General features: G+C 42.2%; 24 protein-coding genes and 1 rRNA gene. 20 read left to right on the top strand and 5 right to left on the bottom strand.

The window, feature by feature from the left end; genetic code table 11:
• Positions 1-11: 11 nt before the first annotated feature.
• On the bottom strand, positions 12-722 hold the full coding sequence (locus tag AOG26_RS12690; RefSeq protein ID WP_054554396.1) for a YIP1 family protein: 711 nt from the start codon (positions 720-722) through the stop codon (positions 12-14).
• A gap of 170 nt (positions 723-892) precedes the next feature.
• On the opposite strand from AOG26_RS12690, the gene AOG26_RS12685 reads away from it, so the two are divergent.
• The gene (locus AOG26_RS12685) at positions 893-1,786 is read left to right on the top strand and encodes an aldo/keto reductase (protein WP_054563032.1); all 894 of its coding nucleotides are present in this window, start codon (positions 893-895) and stop codon (positions 1,784-1,786) included.
• Positions 1,787-1,850: 64 nt separating this feature from the next.
• On the opposite strand, the gene AOG26_RS12680 is transcribed toward AOG26_RS12685, so the two are convergent.
• From AOG26_RS12680 to AOG26_RS12665, 4 genes are all read right to left on the bottom strand, one after another.
• Positions 1,851-2,528, bottom strand: coding sequence for a TorF family putative porin (locus AOG26_RS12680; RefSeq protein WP_054562821.1), 678 nt, complete (start codon positions 2,526-2,528; stop codon positions 1,851-1,853).
• Positions 2,529-2,816: 288 nt separating this feature from the next.
• Positions 2,817-3,983 carry a hypothetical protein gene (locus AOG26_RS12675; protein ID WP_054563031.1) on the bottom strand — a complete coding sequence of 389 codons (1,167 nt, stop codon included), beginning with the start codon at positions 3,981-3,983 and terminating at the stop codon, positions 2,817-2,819.
• 151 nt (positions 3,984-4,134) lie between these two features.
• Complete coding sequence (locus tag AOG26_RS12670; RefSeq protein ID WP_054562820.1) at positions 4,135-4,335, bottom strand: helix-turn-helix transcriptional regulator; 201 nt, start codon at positions 4,333-4,335, stop codon at positions 4,135-4,137.
• A gap of 8 nt (positions 4,336-4,343) precedes the next feature.
• Positions 4,344-4,763 carry a hypothetical protein gene (locus tag AOG26_RS12665; protein WP_054562819.1) on the bottom strand — a complete coding sequence of 140 codons (420 nt, stop codon included), beginning with the start codon at positions 4,761-4,763 and terminating at the stop codon, positions 4,344-4,346.
• 230 nt (positions 4,764-4,993) lie between these two features.
• On the opposite strand from AOG26_RS12665, the gene AOG26_RS12660 reads away from it, so the two are divergent.
• From AOG26_RS12660 to AOG26_RS12575, 19 genes are all read left to right on the top strand, one after another.
• The gene (locus AOG26_RS12660) at positions 4,994-6,937 is read left to right on the top strand and encodes an AsmA family protein (protein WP_054563030.1); all 1,944 of its coding nucleotides are present in this window, start codon (positions 4,994-4,996) and stop codon (positions 6,935-6,937) included.
• Between the two features lie 275 nt (positions 6,938-7,212).
• Complete coding sequence (gene rplN, locus AOG26_RS12655; RefSeq protein ID WP_010378257.1) at positions 7,213-7,581, top strand: 50S ribosomal protein L14; 369 nt, start codon at positions 7,213-7,215, stop codon at positions 7,579-7,581.
• 10 nt (positions 7,582-7,591) lie between these two features.
• A complete protein-coding gene (gene rplX, locus AOG26_RS12650) occupies positions 7,592-7,906 on the top strand; it encodes a 50S ribosomal protein L24 (RefSeq protein WP_054554391.1) in 315 nt (104 codons plus the stop codon).
• Positions 7,907-7,922: 16 nt separating this feature from the next.
• Positions 7,923-8,462, top strand: coding sequence for a 50S ribosomal protein L5 (gene rplE, locus AOG26_RS12645; protein ID WP_054554390.1), 540 nt, complete (start codon positions 7,923-7,925; stop codon positions 8,460-8,462).
• A gap of 10 nt (positions 8,463-8,472) precedes the next feature.
• Positions 8,473-8,778: a 30S ribosomal protein S14 gene (rpsN, locus tag AOG26_RS12640; RefSeq protein ID WP_054554389.1), complete on the top strand. Its 306-nt coding sequence runs from the start codon at positions 8,473-8,475 to the stop codon at positions 8,776-8,778.
• 21 nt (positions 8,779-8,799) lie between these two features.
• Complete coding sequence (gene rpsH / locus AOG26_RS12635) at positions 8,800-9,192, top strand: 30S ribosomal protein S8 (protein ID WP_054554388.1); 393 nt, start codon at positions 8,800-8,802, stop codon at positions 9,190-9,192.
• Positions 9,193-9,205: 13 nt separating this feature from the next.
• Entirely contained in the window at positions 9,206-9,739 is a 534-nt protein-coding gene (rplF, locus tag AOG26_RS12630) for a 50S ribosomal protein L6 (protein WP_054554387.1), read from the top strand.
• 9 nt (positions 9,740-9,748) lie between these two features.
• On the top strand, positions 9,749-10,099 hold the full coding sequence (gene rplR, locus AOG26_RS12625; protein ID WP_036974021.1) for a 50S ribosomal protein L18: 351 nt from the start codon (positions 9,749-9,751) through the stop codon (positions 10,097-10,099).
• A gap of 9 nt (positions 10,100-10,108) precedes the next feature.
• Positions 10,109-10,615: a 30S ribosomal protein S5 gene (gene rpsE / locus AOG26_RS12620; protein WP_036974018.1), complete on the top strand. Its 507-nt coding sequence runs from the start codon at positions 10,109-10,111 to the stop codon at positions 10,613-10,615.
• Between the two features lie 3 nt (positions 10,616-10,618).
• Positions 10,619-10,801 (top strand): 50S ribosomal protein L30, encoded by a 183-nt coding sequence (gene rpmD / locus AOG26_RS12615; protein WP_016710201.1) that lies wholly within the window; start codon positions 10,619-10,621, stop codon positions 10,799-10,801.
• Positions 10,802-10,805: 4 nt separating this feature from the next.
• Positions 10,806-11,240, top strand: a complete 435-nt coding sequence (gene rplO, locus AOG26_RS12610; RefSeq protein WP_054554386.1) for a 50S ribosomal protein L15 — start codon at positions 10,806-10,808, stop codon at positions 11,238-11,240.
• A 10-nt stretch (positions 11,241-11,250) separates the two neighbouring features.
• Complete coding sequence (gene secY, locus AOG26_RS12605; RefSeq protein WP_036974013.1) at positions 11,251-12,579, top strand: preprotein translocase subunit SecY; 1,329 nt, start codon at positions 11,251-11,253, stop codon at positions 12,577-12,579.
• A 22-nt stretch (positions 12,580-12,601) separates the two neighbouring features.
• Positions 12,602-12,715, top strand: a complete 114-nt coding sequence (rpmJ, locus tag AOG26_RS20555; protein ID WP_002959476.1) for a 50S ribosomal protein L36 — start codon at positions 12,602-12,604, stop codon at positions 12,713-12,715.
• Between the two features lie 128 nt (positions 12,716-12,843).
• A complete protein-coding gene (gene rpsM / locus AOG26_RS12600) occupies positions 12,844-13,200 on the top strand; it encodes a 30S ribosomal protein S13 (RefSeq protein ID WP_054562818.1) in 357 nt (118 codons plus the stop codon).
• A gap of 13 nt (positions 13,201-13,213) precedes the next feature.
• Positions 13,214-13,600: a 30S ribosomal protein S11 gene (gene rpsK, locus AOG26_RS12595; RefSeq protein WP_036974009.1), complete on the top strand. Its 387-nt coding sequence runs from the start codon at positions 13,214-13,216 to the stop codon at positions 13,598-13,600.
• Between the two features lie 21 nt (positions 13,601-13,621).
• A complete protein-coding gene (gene rpsD / locus AOG26_RS12590) occupies positions 13,622-14,242 on the top strand; it encodes a 30S ribosomal protein S4 (RefSeq protein ID WP_036974007.1) in 621 nt (206 codons plus the stop codon).
• 24 nt (positions 14,243-14,266) lie between these two features.
• On the top strand, positions 14,267-15,253 hold the full coding sequence (locus AOG26_RS12585; protein WP_004589198.1) for a DNA-directed RNA polymerase subunit alpha: 987 nt from the start codon (positions 14,267-14,269) through the stop codon (positions 15,251-15,253).
• 39 nt (positions 15,254-15,292) lie between these two features.
• A complete protein-coding gene (rplQ, locus tag AOG26_RS12580) occupies positions 15,293-15,694 on the top strand; it encodes a 50S ribosomal protein L17 (protein ID WP_004589197.1) in 402 nt (133 codons plus the stop codon).
• A 762-nt stretch (positions 15,695-16,456) separates the two neighbouring features.
• A 16S ribosomal RNA gene (locus AOG26_RS12575) occupies positions 16,457-16,630 on the top strand; the annotation flags it as partial.

Genomic DNA, 16,630 nt, shown 5'->3' with positions numbered 1-16,630 from the left:
TCAAAGCAGAATTAAACGAGAGCGATTACAGTCCAAATACCGTAAATAACAATACTTGGTAGAGCTGCAAACAGTAGCGCTTTATTGAAAGTGAAATTAGTCCAGCTCTTTAAACCGATAGCTGCGATGAAAATACCCCAAATAGAAAAGATATTGAGACTTTCAAGTAAGGTGTAGAATGGGTGGCCAATTTCTAAACCAATTAAAAGTTGGTTAATCGAAGCATAGTTAAATAACGTCTGTGAGATTTGGTCGGTACTCGCAGTTAATACTAAGATGAGTAAACCAAGACTTGAGATAATCATTGGCATCATGGTCCACACACCAAAGCCATACCACGCACCATAACCGTAGTTAGCTTCTGGATCTTGCTTAGATACAAATAGGTAGTAGCCTGCCATTAGAGCATTAATAACAGCCAAACCAATGATGCCACCAAACATAGCAAACCATACTTGCATATCTATGGTTTGCTCCATGCTTTGGCGAATCATTTTTTGTTCTGCAATGGTGGCATCAACACTGGCAGCAGCCACTTGTTGATCGATTAAAAACTGCGGGTCAGCTTTATTGTAAAAAGCAAACATGCTGGCAGCGAGGATGCCGGCAAGTAAAATAAAGGCAACAAAAGACCAACCTTTTGCTTCCTTTAAACCATTAAAGGCTTTGCTCGGGCTGATAAAAATATCAACCAATGCGGTCATGACATTTGATGATTTCATTTTTTATTCCTTGTTTTATAACATTTGTTTTTAGGTACTAAAATATCCTGTTTAGTAACAAATTAGCAATTTGTTTTGTAACTGTATGTTAACAGCTGTGATTAGTAAATCTGTGATATGGTTAAAGGATTAATTTGAGTCGAATTTATTAGGAATAGTAGGTCGTTATGGTGAATAGCAATGGTCGTTGTATTGATGAGTTGGTATTAGGATTCTGGCGCTTGTTAGATTGGCAGATAACGCCACAGCAATGCTTAAGTTTTTTAGAAAATGCAATTGAGATGGGTGTGTCACATACCGATCATGCTGACATCTATGGTGAATACGGTTGTGAAGCCGAATTTGGTAAAGCACTTAAACTAAAACCAAGTATTCGTGATGAAATCAAAATAATCACTAAATGCGGTATTAAGCCTGCGTTTGCCAGCCTAGGATTACAAGGCAAAGCAAACCATTATGATTCAAGTGCCGCGCATATAATTGCCTCAGCACAGCAGTCACTTAAAAACTTTAACACTGATCGTTTAGATGTATTACTTATCCATCGCCCTGATTACTTAATGAACGCCGATGAAATGGCACAAGCATTTAATACCTTAAAAGCAAATGGTGACGTGATTGATTTTGGTGTATCTAATTTTACCCCATCGCAACTTAGCTTGTTGCAGTCGCGTTTAGATTTTGAGCTTGTGACTAATCAAATTGAGTTTTCACCTTACGAAATGAAAGCCCTTGATGATGGTAGCTTAGACCAATGCCAATTGCTCGATATCAAACCTATGCTTTGGTCACCATTAGCTGGGGGTCGTATATTCTCAAGTGATGATGAAAAAGCGGTGCGTTTACGTGCAGTGTTGGAGCAAGTTGGTGCTGAAATTGGCGCCACAGCCATTGATCAAGTTGTTTATGCTTGGCTGTTAATGCACCCAAGTGCACCGTCTGTGGTACTTGGTACGGGTAATATTGAGCGTGTTAAATCAGCTGTTGAAGCTAAGCAGCTTACTATGAACCGTGAACAATGGTATCGCATTTGGCAAGGCTCAACCGGGCATAGTGTGCCTTAATATATAGCCCAAAACGAGAAAAGGGCCTTAACGGCCCTTCGTGTTGCAGCAAGTAACACATTCTTTATAAAGTGAAGTCAACCGCGTAAGCGACATACACTTTTAGATCTGAACCATCAATGTCGTTGTCTGAAAGACCGAAAGTAAAGCCGTCTTTCGACACTGAAACACCGTAGTCGATGATGTCATCATCACCAATGAAATCCCCTGAGTAATGACCTAAGTGTAGGGCCATTTCTGCACCGGTACTGCCAACAGGGAAACTGTAGTCAGCATTTAAATATAGAGAGTCACCAAAATCTGTACCGTCACCGCTTGCTGCTGATGTTGCTAGGACTGCTGCACCAAAGGTGAAGCTACCCATGCTAATGCTACCGTAGATTTCTGAGAAGTCTGCATCTGTGTAAGACGCTGCATCTGGGTATGCATAATAAATGTAGCCAACATCGTAGCTAAAGGTTTCATTGATTTCACCGCCAAAACCAGCATAAAGGTCTAGCTCGTAAGTCATGTCGTCAGCCCAGCTAGCATTCGATACCCAAGTACCCGCATAAAAGCCAGATTCACTTGCGTAGTCGATACCACCTTGGATTGCAGCATCACCACCGCCTTGCTCTTGACCACGCCATAAGTAGTTTGAAGTTGCCGCAGCGTTTGCTGTAACTTCTGCATAGCTATATGTTGAGCTCAAAGTTAATAGCGCAAGGGCGCTTGCTGCGACCGTTTTTTTTAGTTTTAGCATGTTTCTGTATCCTGTTGTTATGTTGATTTTGTCCCATTTTCAGATTGCAGTCTGGTTATTATTTGAGGACATTTTCTATGTGTTGTCTGGATACGATATTGCACTGGTTGTGCCAAGTTAATTCCGAGCGGGATATTTTATGCTTAAAGGCTTTAAAAACAGGCTTTTAAACTTGTTTAATTGTGAAAAGGATGGTTATTTGAATTGTTCATGCGCACATGTGTGGTGCAAAAAATAACCCGGTTGCACAATTGCGAAGCAACCGGGTTTTGCTTATTTGAGAGTAACTTAGCCGAAAATTGCACGCATTAGAGTAATGGTTTCTTCAACACTGCGGCCTTTTTCAACTTCACTGATGATTGAATCGCGCTTAGCTTTGATATGTTCAGGGATATCATCACTTGCTAATGCTCGGTCCACCAGTATCTCTGCTGATTCTTTGCCACGGCGTACGGTCTTTTTACCTGCTGAGCTTGTGGTACTCTTAGGTTTGTTTAACAACTTAATATAGTTAGAGTTATCAGCGGTACTTTTATCTGCATAATAAAAGAAGCTAGGCAATAGGGCTTTGATTTCAACCAGAGATTGTTCAAGCTCATTTGCTGCACTGGCCATTTTGAACCAAGGCATGCTATGTATTGCTTCGACAACATCTTGCCAGTAGCGCTCAAAATCACGGTTATTAAGCTTAGTAATGCCTAATGCCGCACAAAGGGCATCAAGTTTACTATTTACGATTGGTGTAAACACGTCAGGTCGGCGCATCGCAAGCAAGCGAGTAGCAGGAGCAAGCGTTGGCTTTTCATCGCTGCCATTAAATGCCATGAAGTAAGCAACCATAAAATGCTGATAATGTTCTTGCGTTACTTCACCCTCAAGTGGAATGTGTACAAGCGCCTCATCGAATGCACCTGGCAAATCACTCAACATTTGGTGGAAACCTTTTGCGTTCTTAGTAGAAGCAAACCATTCAACGTCGAAGTTATAGCTGCTTGGATCAAGCGAGGCACTGTGTTTACCTGAAAACGCTAAACGGTCTTCTGGGATCATCTCTTTTAGGGATTGCGATTTAATTGCGGCAATGTAATTAGCTAAGCGTAGTTGCTCATCAAGGGCTACAAGCTCTTTATGCTGCTCGATGAAGCCTGCAATAACAGGCCATGGCGCAACCCTTAATGTTTTTAACTGCAAAAAACTGATTGCAGAAATTAATAAGTCATGAAGTTTTTTAAGAGTGGGTAATTGCTTATCTTCTAACAGATCGTAGTTAATGCGATCACGGCTTGCACTTAATAGCTCATAGCACCAACCTAAAAAGTCTTCAGGGTGGTTTTCTACTTTAACTGCCATAAGGTTTAAGCTGATATCAGAGGCTTGCTTGAGGATATTTTGATAAATTTGACTTTCTTGCTCGCCAAGCGCCATTTTTGACGGTGAAATAAGCAGTTTCTTCATGCTTAATCGATACTCCAGTTTTGACCAAATTGGGTTGTTTAATTTTAGTACACAGGGTGCAAAAACAACAGGGTCGTGCATCATACCGAAGTAATGGAATGATGCAATCTTACTGATAATTTATAAGTAAGATTGCGGCTGATGTGGTTTATTAATCATTGTCATCGAGTGTAAATAATTGCTCAACACTGAGTTCAAAGTGAGTAGCAATTTTTAACGCGATAATCACCGAGGGTATAAAGCGGCCGGTTTCAACTGTGCTGATGGTTTTACGTGATACTGCAATGGCATCAGCAAGTTCTTGCTGCGATAACCCCTTATCTTTACGAAATTTAGCGATATTATTTTGCACTTTTATACCTAGTCTCTACTTTGCCAAAGAATTGATACGCCATATATCAAACACATCAAAGCAAGGTAAAATGTGGCCATCATGCTATGAGATACATTTAAAGCAAGTTCATCAGACAATAAAAAAATAGCCCCCATGCTAGAAAGCAATCCAAGCACTACATGTTTATAAGCGATGGTATCAATCGTATTTAAAAATTCATCCTTATACGTAAGGCGATAACCAAGTTTCCATGTAAATCCCCCTCTAATTACAAACATAAAGAAAGATCCTAAAAATGCGGTACCGCCAATAAACAGTAACGGTGCTGATGTTTGCTTGAGCATTGGGTAAACACTAATAATTAATAACGTGACTCCCATGAATATTGAAAACCATGCGTTATGACTCATAAACTTTTCTTCTGTTTTGATATCTTGCTTAGACATAATCGTTTCCTTTTATTTTAAACTCAAATGTAACCTACAGGTATCAATGTAACCCTAAGGTATCATGCGGTCAAGATTTTTTTGTAACCTATAGGTATCAAATGGTTTCAGCGCTGATTCATATTCTTGTACCTAAGCTTGTTCACAAACCTTTTTATGTGTTGGGCAATGCAATTGCGCCTAACTCCCGCTATGATAAGAACATTGTTTGCCCATTTTTAAGGATGATTATGAAAACCTTACTGAAAATCGTTGGTGTCATCTTCGTATTACTGATTGCATTGGTAGTCGCAGCACCATTCCTAATACCTACAGACGCGATATTTAATAAAGTATCGGAGCAAGTAGAACAAACCACAGGTCGTAGTCTGACTATTAATGGCGATAAAAAGCTGTCGGTATTTCCATCATTAAAACTCGAATTGAATGATGTGCACTTTGCCAATATGCAAACAGGCTCACAAAAAGATATGGCAAGCATGCAGCAACTTGCTATCCGTATCCCGTGGATGTCGTTATTTGGCGGTGAGTTTAAACTTGATAAATTCGTTATTAACGAACCAACAATTTTGTTAGAAACCGATAAAAATGGTAAAGCAAACTGGCAATTATTTGATGCGGTTGCTGAGCAACCACAGACAGAGCAGCAAAAGAGTTCTGGCGCTGTTAACTTACCAGATAACTTTGACATCGAACTTGGTGAAGTAGCAATCTACGGTGGTACTTTCACTTATCTAGATGGTAAAACCGGGGCAAAGCAACAGATAAGCGATTTAGAATTAGCAATCCTATTACCTTCTCTTCGTAAGACCTTAGAGTTAAAAGGCGGTATTACCTATATGGGTGAGCGCTTTGATTTAGATGTCACGCTAGATACACCTATTAAAGCGATTGAAGGCGAAACCTTTAATGTAAGCACTGAGGTTGATTCACGCTTAGTCGATTTGAATTTTAAAGGTGCAATTGCAGAAATGGGTAATGACGTGCAAGGGCTTCTTTCTGTCAGTGGTGACTCAGTGAAAAATATTGCGAGTTGGCAAGGTGTTGAACTTAATGCAAAAGAAAATGCGTTTAATGCATTTAATGTAAAAGGGTCAATGCATCTAAAAGGGCAGCAGTTTAAGCTTACAGAGCTACTTGCCACCCTAGATGAGCTGCAAATTAAAGGTAAAAGCGATATTAAGCTTGGTGATCGTTTAGCTGTGAATGCCGATATTGATTTAGGTATGCTTGATCTAAACCCTTACCTACCAGAGGGCGTAGCTAAAGAAGAGCAAGCAGAGCCTGCAGCAGATGCGCCAGCACAACCAATTGTTTGGGATGATACTGCAATTGATATGAGCGGCTTAAATGCACTTGATGCAAATGTAGTCGTGCGTTCAAGTGGCTTAAAAGCCAATGATATTACCCTTGGTGAAAACCAGTTAACGGTGAACCTAAAAAATGCCGTGGCTAAAATCAGTCTAGACAAGTTTGTTGCTTATGAGGGCAATGGTAAAGGTGTGATAACCGTTAACGCCAAGCAAACACCTTATAAAATTAGTACTAACTTTTCTTTAGATAAAATTGATGCGCAGCCATTACTGACTGATGCGGCTGGTTTCGATAAGTTAATGGGTAAAGGTTCTCTAAACTGGGATCTAACGACCACAGGCCAAAGCCAAAAGAGCTTTATAAATGCTTTAAATGGTAAGTTAGGCTTTGAGTTTGCCGATGGTGCGGTAAAAGGGGCCAACATTGCAGAGATGGTTCGTAAAGCAAAAGAGCTTATCAAAGGTAACTTAAGCGCAGTATCAGAAGGTTTAGATACAGGCTTTGATAACTCACAGCAAACAGACTTCTCGGCATTGCAGGGCAGTTTTGTATTCACTAACGGTGTTGGTGAAAATAAAGATCTGTCGCTACTTAGCCCGCTTATTCGTATTACTGGCTCAGGTAAAGTTGATTTACCTATGACGAATGTAGACTATCGCTTGGTAACGGGGATTGTTGATTCAATCGAAGGACAAGGCACGACCGATGATAGTACAGGCTTTAAAATTCCACTGCGTATCAAAGGCCCATTCCATGATGTTGGTTATAGCTTAGATGTCAGTGATGCGGCGAAAGAAGAAGTCAAAGAAAAAGCTAAAGATAAAATCAAAGACAAATTAAAAGGTCTATTTGGTAATTAATAAAAATTTAATTAAAGTCAAAAACAGGGCGCATTTGCGCCCTGTTTGTTTTATAATCAATAACAAACCAGCAAGCTGCTGTAATTCCTCAATGCAGGCATTGCGATTAATTCCAAATTAATTAAAAAATAACCTACCACTTCCTTGCCATTGCTGCTACAATTGCCCGCCCTTAAGAGACAACTTGCTTGTTTTTTGAGTGGAATTTAACCGAAATGTCTTGATTTTAAACAAAATTAAGGCGTGTTGTAATTTCTACACCGGAGGTCATTAACATGATCCAAATGCAAACTCAGCTGGACGTTGCTGATAACAGCGGCGCTCGCAAAGTGCAGTGTATTAAAGTCCTTGGCGGTTCGCACCGTCGCTATGCAGCGGTTGGCGATATCATCAAAGTTTCTGTAAAAGAAGCTATTCCTCGCGGTAAAGTGAAGAAAGGTGATGTTAAAAACGCGGTAGTTGTGCGTACTAAAAAAGGCGTTCGTCGTCCGGACGGTTCTTTGATCCGTTTCGATAGCAATGCGGCTGTTATCTTAAACGATAACTTACAGCCAATTGGTACTCGTATCTTCGGCCCTGTGACTCGTGAACTTCGTACTGAAAAGTTCATGAAAATCGTTTCACTAGCACCAGAAGTACTATAAGGAGTCTATCATGGCAGCAAAAATCCGTCGTGATGACGAAGTAATCGTACTAGCAGGCAAAGACAAAGGTAAGCGCGGTAAAGTGCTTTCAGTTGTTGCTGAATCTGGTCGAGTATTTGTCGAAGGCATCAACTTAATCAAGAAGCACCAAAAGCCTGTTCCTCAGTTGAACCAAGCTGGCGGTATTGTTGAGAAAGAAGCGTCTATCGACGTATCAAACGTTGCGATCTACAACTCGGAAACGGGTAAAGCAGATCGTGTAGGTTTCAAGATTGAAGATGGTAAGAAATTACGTATCTTTAAATCTACTGGTAAAACTATCTAATAGTTGGAGTAGAATGATGGCGAAACTGCATGAAGTATATAAAGACAAAGTAGTTGCTGAGCTTCAAGAGAAGTTTGGTTTCAGCTCTGTCATGCAAGTCCCTCAGATCGAAAAGATCACATTAAACATGGGTGTGGGCGAAGCTCTAGCTGACAAGAAGATCCTAGATAACGCTGTTGCGGATCTAGAAGCAATCTCTGGTCAGAAACCTCTAATCACTAAAGCACGCAAATCAGTTGCAGGCTTCAAAGTGCGTGAAGGTTACCCAATTGGTTGTAAAGTAACCCTACGTGGCGAGCGTATGTGGGACTTTTTTGAGCGTTTGGTTTCAATCGCTATCCCACGTATCCGTGACTTCCGTGGTGTAAGTGCTAAGTCTTTTGATGGACGTGGTAACTACAGCATGGGCGTACGTGAGCAAATCATCTTCCCAGAAATCGATTATGATAAAGTAGACCGTGTTCGCGGTATGGATATCACAATCACTACTTCTGCGAAAACAGATGATGAAGGCCGTGCGTTGTTAGAAGCGTTTAACTTCCCATTCAAGAAATAAGGGTAGGGTTATGGCAAAGAATTCTATGAAAGCGCGCGAAGCAAAGCGTGCGAAATTAGTTGCTCAGTTCGCTGAAAAGCGTGCGGCACTAAAAGCTATCATCAGTGATGTTAATACATCTGACGATGATCGTTGGGACGCGGTATTAAAGCTACAAGCTTTACCACGTGATTCTAGCTCTTCACGTCAACGTAATCGTTGTAACGTTACGGGCCGCCCACATGGTTACCTTCGCAAATTCGGCATGAGCCGTATTAAAGTTCGCGAAGCAGCTATGCGCGGTGAAATTCCTGGCCTTAAAAAGGCTAGCTGGTAATAGTATCACGGGAGTAAGACTATGAGCTTGCAAGATCCTATTGCGGATTTGTTTACACGTATCCGTAACGGTCAGTCAGCGAAGAAAGTATCAGTAACGATGCCAACTTCAAAACTGAAAGTAGCAGTAGCTAAAGTATTAAAAGATGAAGGTTATATCGCAGATTACGCTGTAAGCGGTGAAGCGAAGCCTGAGCTTTCTATCGATTTAAAATATTTCGAAGGCAAAGCTGTTATTGAAAACATCCAGCGTGTTAGCCGCCCTGGTCTACGTATCTATAAGAAACGTGACGAATTACCTAAGGTAATGGGTGGTCTTGGTATCGCTATCGTATCAACTTCTAAAGGCCTAATGACAGACCGCGCAGCACGTAGTGCCGGCGTTGGTGGTGAGATCATTGGCTTTGTAGCTTAATCGGAGGGGAACTATGTCTCGCATAGCAAAGGCACCAATCAATGTTCCTGCCGGTGTAGAAGTTACATTAAAAGGCCAGGACATCACAGTTAAAGGCAAAAACGGTGAATTAACTCGTACTATCAACGACGCTGTTGAAGTACAAGTTAACGACAACGTTATTACAACTTTACCTCGTGAAGGCGTAGCTAATGCATGGGCACAAGCAGGTACTGCTCGCGCTCTAATCAACAACATGGTTGTTGGTACGCATGAAGGTTACGAGAAGAAACTTCAGTTAGTAGGTGTTGGTTACCGTGCAGCAGCTAAGGGCAAAGTATTAGACTTAACTCTTGGTTTCTCACACCCAGTGAATTTCGAAGTACCAGAAGGTATTACGATTGAAACACCAAGCCAAACAGAAGTTCTAGTTAAGGGCGTAGACAAGCAGTTAGTTGGTCAAACAGCTGCTAACATCCGTGCATACCGTAAACCTGAGCCTTATAAAGGTAAAGGTGTTCGTTACGCGGACGAGAATGTACGCCGTAAAGAGGCTAAGAAGAAGTAAGGTAAGACGATGGATAAAAAAACAGCTCGTCTACGTCGTGCTAAACGCACTCGTAGAAATTATATTGAACAAGGCACAACGCGTCTTGTTATCCACCGCACGCCACGTCACATTTACGCTCAAGTAGTTACTGCTGAGGGTACTGTACTGGCTGCTGCTTCTACTGTTGAAAAAGCAATTAGCGAAACAGTTAAAGGCACAGGTAACGTTGCAGCTGCTCAAGCAGTTGGTAAAGCGGTTGCTGAACGTGCAGCTGACAAAGGCATCGAAAAGATTGCTTTTGATCGCAGTGGCTTTAAATATCACGGCCGTGTGAAGGCGCTTGCTGATGCAGCGCGTGAAGCCGGTCTGCAATTCTAGGAGTAGACAATGGCTAACGTAGAAGCAAAGCAACAACAGCCTGATTTGGCTGAAAAGCTAATCGCGGTAAACCGTGTGTCTAAAGTGGTTAAAGGTGGTCGTATCTTTAGCTTCACTGCACTAACAGTAGTTGGTGACGGCGCAGGTAAAGTAGGTTTTGGTTATGGTAAAGCACGTGAAGTTCCAGCTGCTATTCAAAAAGCAATGGAAAAAGCACGTCGCAACATGATCAGTGTAGACCTTAACGGTAACACGCTACAGCACCCAATCAAGGGTCGCCACGCGGGTTCTAAAGTATACATGCAGCCTGCTTCTGAAGGTACAGGTATCATCGCCGGTGGTGCGATGCGTGCAGTACTAGAAGTAACTGGTGTACAGAACGTATTGTCAAAAGCATACGGTTCAACTAACCCGATCAACATCGTTCGTGCAACGATTGCTGCTCTAGAGAACATGAACTCTCCAGAGTCAATCGCTGCTAAACGTGGTCTTAGCGTTGACGAAATCACGGGGTAAACCATGGCTAATAAAACTGTAAAAGTAACACAAGTAAAGAGCTCTATCGGTCGTTTACCGAAGCATAAAGCTACATTACGCGGTCTTGGTCTACGTCGTATCAATCACACTGTTGAGTTAGAAGACACAGCATGTGTGCGTGGTATGATTAACCAAGTTTCTTACATGGTAAAGGTTGAGGGTTAATTCGATGCATTTGAATACACTTTCACCTGCTGCTGGTGCAAAAACTGAAAAGAAACGTCTAGGTCGTGGTATTGGTTCTGGTCTTGGTAAGACTGGTGGCCGTGGTCATAAAGGCCAAAAATCACGTTCTGGCGGTAAAGTTCGCGTTGGTTTCGAAGGCGGTCAAATGCCTATGCAACGTCGTCTACCTAAATTTGGTTTCACTTCACGTAAATCATTAGTATCTACTGAAGTTAACCTTTTTGAAATCGCTAAAGTTGAAGGCGATGTAGTAGACGTAAACGCGTTACAAGCAGCTGGTCTAGTTAAAAAGAACATCCAGTTCGTTAAAGTAGTTAAATCTGGCGAAGTTTCACGCGCAGTTACCGTTAAAGGTCTTAAAGTGACTAAAGGTGCTCGCGAAGCTATCGAAGCTGCCGGAGGCAAGGTAGAAGACTAAGGAAGTACTAATGGCTAAACCAGGTCAAGATATGAAAAGTGCACAAAGTGGGCTTTCGGAATTGAAGCGTCGATTACTATTTGTATTAGGTGCTATCATTATTTACCGTCTAGGTTCATTCGTGCCGATCCCTGGGATTGACGCCGCTGTACTTGCCGATTTCTTCGAGCAACAAAAGGGCACCATTGTTGAAATGTTTAACATGTTCAGCGGTGGTGCGCTTGAGCGAGCTTCAGTGTTAGCACTGGGTATTATGCCGTATATCTCGGCTTCGATTATTACGCAACTATTAACGCATATGTATCCGCCGTTTATAGAGCTTAAGAAAGAAGGTGAGCAAGGGCGTAAGAAAATTAGCCAGTACACACGCTACGGCACGCTTGTGCTTGCTACAATCCAATCAATCGGTATTGCTACCAGCTTACCGGGCATGATGGACGGGTTAGTTGTTAACCCAGGCATCGGTTTCTACTTCACTGCTGTAGTGAGTTTAGTAACTGGTACTATGTTCCTAATGTGGTTGGGCGAACAAATTACAGAACGTGGTATCGGTAACGGTATCTCAGTTCTGATTTTTGTTGGTATCGTAGCTAACCTGCCGTCTGCTATTGGTTCGACAGCCGAAATGGCGCGCCAAGGTGATCTGAATGTACTTGTACTGTTATTGATTGCTGTAATCGTATTCGCTGTTACTTACCTAGTTGTATTCTTTGAACGTGGTCAACGTCGTATCGTCGTTAACTATGCAAAGCGTCAACAAGGTCGTCAGGTATTTGCTGCTCAAAGCACGCACTTACCACTGAAAGTAAACATGGCGGGTGTTATTCCACCAATCTTTGCTAGCAGTATAATTCTGTTCCCTGGTACAATTGCAAGCTGGTTCGGCCAGGGTGAAGGTCCGGTCGCTGATGTGCTACAAGCAATCGCTACAACGTTGACTCCAGGTCAACCTTTATATGCGATGGTTTTAGCTGCGGCTATTATCTTCTTCTGCTTTTTCTACACCGCGTTGGTATTTAACCCGCGTGAAACAGCAGATAACCTGAAAAAATCTGGCGCATTTATCCCAGGTATTCGTCCAGGTGAGCAGACATCTAAATACATTGATAAAGTGATGACACGCCTGACATTGGCAGGTGCTTTGTATATAACCTTTATCTGTCTGGTGCCCGAATTCATGACTATGGCATGGCAAACGCCATTCTATTTCGGCGGTACATCAATTTTGATTATCGTTGTTGTAATCATGGACTTTATGGCACAAGTACAGACGCATCTGATGTCACATCAGTATGATTCTGTGCTGAAAAAAGCAAACCTTAAAGGCTACGGTCGATAAGGTCATTTTACGGAGTTGAGCAATGAAAGTACGTGCTTCCGTTAAGAAAATATGCCGTAACTGTAAAGTTATTAAACGTGCTGGTGTAGTACGCGTAATTTGCAGTGAGCCTAAGCACAAGCAAAGGCAAGGCTAATTAAACAGTCGTGCAGGCTGAGTTATTTACTCGGCCTGTGTTTTTAGTTGTGATTTGGTCTTCGTTTGAGTATCCTTACGGGCTTTTCAAACAGATGATTACCAAATTCAAATATAGGAGATGTGTTAGTGGCCCGTATCGCTGGCATTAACGTCCCTGATCATAAACATGCAGTTATCGGTTTAACTGCTATTTATGGCATAGGTAAGACTCGCTCTAAGGAAATCTTAGCAGCGACTGGTATCGCCGAGACCACAAAAATCGGTGAACTTTCAGACGAAACACTTGACGTATTGCGTGAAGCAGTTGGCAAGTACACTGTAGAAGGTGACCTTCGTCGTGAAGTTACATTAAATATCAAGCGCCTTATGGACCTTGGTTGTTTCCGTGGCCTACGTCACCGTCGTTCGTTACCACTACGTGGTCAACGTACTAAGACTAACGCGCGTACTCGTAAGGGTCCTCGCAAGCCTATCAAGAAATAAGGTGGGGTAGATTATGGCTAAAGCACCAATTCGTCGTAAGAAGGTTAAAAAGCAAGTTGCTGATGGTATGGCTCACGTTCATGCTTCTTTCAACAACACTATTGTAACAATTACCGACCGTCAAGGTAATGCACTATCTTGGGCAACAGCAGGTGGTTCAGGTTTCCGTGGTTCACGTAAATCTACTCCATTCGCGGCTCAGGTTGCTGCAGAGCGTGCAGGTACTGCTGCTCAAGAATACGGTTTAAAAAATCTAGAAGTTTTCATCAAAGGTCCAGGTCCAGGTCGTGAATCTGCTGTACGTGCTTTGAATGCTGCTGGTTACCGTATCACCAACATCACTGACGTGACGCCAATCCCTCATAATGGTTGTCGTCCACCGAAGAAACGTCGCGTTTAACAATAGGTTAGGAGAAATAACATGGCAAGATATTTGGGCCCTAAGCTCAAGCTGAGTCGTCGTGAAGGTACTGACCTGTTCCTTAAGAGCGGCGTAAGAGCTATCGACTCTAAGTGTAAACTTGAGACTGCACCTGGTCAGCACGGCGCTCGTAAAGGTCGCTTATCTGATTACGGTTTACAGCTACGTGAAAAGCAAAAAGTACGTCGTATCTACGGTGTATTAGAAAAGCAATTCCGTAACTACTACAAAGAAGCTGCTCGCCTTAAAGGTAATACAGGTGAAAACTTGTTACAGCTTTTAGAGCAACGTTTAGACAATGTTGTATATCGCATGGGTTTTGCTAGCACACGCGCTGAAGCACGTCAGTTAGTAAGCCACAAAGCGATTTTAGTTAATGGTCGTGTTGTGAACATTCCTTCATACGTAATTACTCCAGAAGATACTGTTGTAATTCGTGAGAAGTCAAAAACACAAGCACGTATCATCGCTGCTCTAGAGTTGGCTGAGCAACGTGAAAAGCCGACTTGGGTTGAAGTTGACGGTAAGAAAATGGAAGGTAGCTTCAAGCGCCTACCTGAGCGTTCAGATCTGTCTGCGGACATTAACGAACAACTAATCGTCGAACTTTACTCTAAGTAAAGTTAAGAGTTAAGAGAGGATAAAATGCAGGGTTCTGTTACCGAATTCCTAAAACCAAGGTTAGTCGATATCGACGCTATCAACCCAACGCGTTCTAAAGTAGTTTTAGAACCATTAGAGCGTGGCTTCGGTCACACTTTGGGTAATGCCTTACGCCGTATACTGTTATCATCTATGCCTGGATGTGCAGTAACTGAAGTAGAAATCGACGGTGTATTGCATGAGTACAGCGCGAAAGAGGGCGTACAAGAAGACATCATTGAAATTCTGTTAAACCTTAAAGGTCTAGCAGTAACTTTAGAAGGCAAAGATGAAGTTTTTCTGACCCTGACTAAATCTGGTGTAGGCCCTGTGACTGCGGCTGATATTCAGCACGATGGTGATGTAACTATCGCCAACCCAGATCACGTTATCTGTCACCTTACGACAGATAGCAGCGAGATCAGCATGCGTATTCGTGTTGAGCGCGGTCGCGGTTATGTGCCGGCATCTAGTCGTTTATCCTCTGATGACGATGAGCGTCCAATTGGTCGTCTGCTGCTTGATGCATCATTCAGCCCAGTTGAACGTATTGCGTACTCGGTTGAATCAGCCCGTGTTGAGCAACGTACAGACTTAGACAAGTTAATCATTGATATGGAAACAAACGGCACTTTAGATCCTGAAGAAGCGATCCGCCGTGCGTCTACTATCTTAGCTGAGCAATTAGATGCATTCGTAGATTTACGTGATGTAACTGAGCCAGAAGAGAAAGAAGAGAAGCCAGAATTCGATCCTATTCTGCTTCGTCCAGTTGATGATCTTGAGCTAACAGTACGTTCAGCAAACTGTTTGAAAGCCGAGCAAATTCAATATATCGGTGATTTAGTTCAGCGCACTGAAGTTGAGCTTCTTAAAACGCCTAACTTAGGTAAGAAGTCTCTAACTGAAATTAAAGACGTGCTAGCTTCACGTGGTCTTTCTCTAGGTATGCGCCTAGAAAATTGGCCGCCTGCAAGCCTAGCTGAATAATCTAAATCACTATATTAGTTTAGTTAGAAGGATAGGGTCATGCGCCATCGTAAGAGTGGTCGTCAATTAAACCGTAACAGCAGCCATCGCAAAGCGATGTTCAGCAACATGGCTGGTTCTTTGGTGAAACATGAAATCATCAAAACAACTTTGCCTAAAGCTAAAGAGTTGCGCCGTGTAATTGAACCTTTAATCACACTGGCTAAGACTGACAGTGTAGCAAACCGCCGTTTAGCGTTTGCTCGCACGCGTGATAATGAAGTAGTTGGTAAATTATTCAGCGAAATCGGTCCACGTAATACAGACCGTCCTGGTGGTTACACTCGTATTCTTAAGTGTGGCTTCCGTGCTGGTGATAATGCACCAATGGCTTATATTGAACTAGTTGGTCGCCCAGCGACAAACGAAGAAGTTCAAGAAGACGCGCAGTCTGCAGAGTAAGTCGTAAAGACACCAAAAAGCCGAGCTTATGCTCGGCTTTTTACTTTCTAAAATTCACTACTAATAAAACAGCTCTATTAACCCCAAACAGTACCATACAATCTTGAAGCACCTAGCACCTAGCACCTAGCACCTAGCACCTAGCACCTAGCAATTAAGATCACATATAAAGATCAATTCGCGTTCCTTAATAGTTAAATCACCTTCTATAAAACTTAATAACAAGCATATTTATAAAATACACTGCCTAAATAGCCATAATGTGAGTGGTTTAGTGTTATTTTCACCCGTTTCGTTCGTATTTTGCGCGAACAGTCATTTTTTTCATAAAAACTTAAAAAAACAGTTGATCTCAATTTGGATCTCCCTATAATGCGCATCCACCGACACGGCGGACTGCTTACAAAAAAGCAAAACGACGAGTTGGTTGAGTCAAGTAAGACTGAGTTTTGAAAAAATAAACTTTTCTCAAAATTAAGTGTTGACAAAAATAACGGCTTGCGTAGAATGCACAGCCCTTGAGACGCAAAAGTATCTCAAACGTTCTTTAACAATATAAAGCAATCATCTGTGTGGGCACTCGTACAGGTTGAGTTCTAACAGCGAAACTTAGTTTACTAAGTAACGCAAACAAATTTAGAGTCTCAATTGAACTGAGTGACCAACGGAAACAAGTTTACTTGTTTCAGCACAGTCAATTCGATTCGAAAGAATCAAAATTCAGAATTCATTGAGCACGAAACTTCGGTTTCAAAAAACTTTTAATTGAAGAGTTTGATCATGGCTCAGATTGAACGCTGGCGGCAGGCCTAACACATGCAAGTCGAGCGGTAACAGAGAGTAGCTTGCTACTCTGCTGACGAGCGGCGGACGGGTGAGTAATGCTTGGGAATATGCCTTATGGTGGGGGACAACAGTTGGAAACGACTGCTAATA

It is taken from the genome of Pseudoalteromonas sp. UCD-33C, assembly GCF_001306895.1.
GTDB lineage: Bacteria > Pseudomonadota > Gammaproteobacteria > Enterobacterales > Alteromonadaceae > Pseudoalteromonas.
Note: the sequence above shows the minus strand (reverse complement) of the source record. Positions and strands in the feature narration are given on the sequence as shown.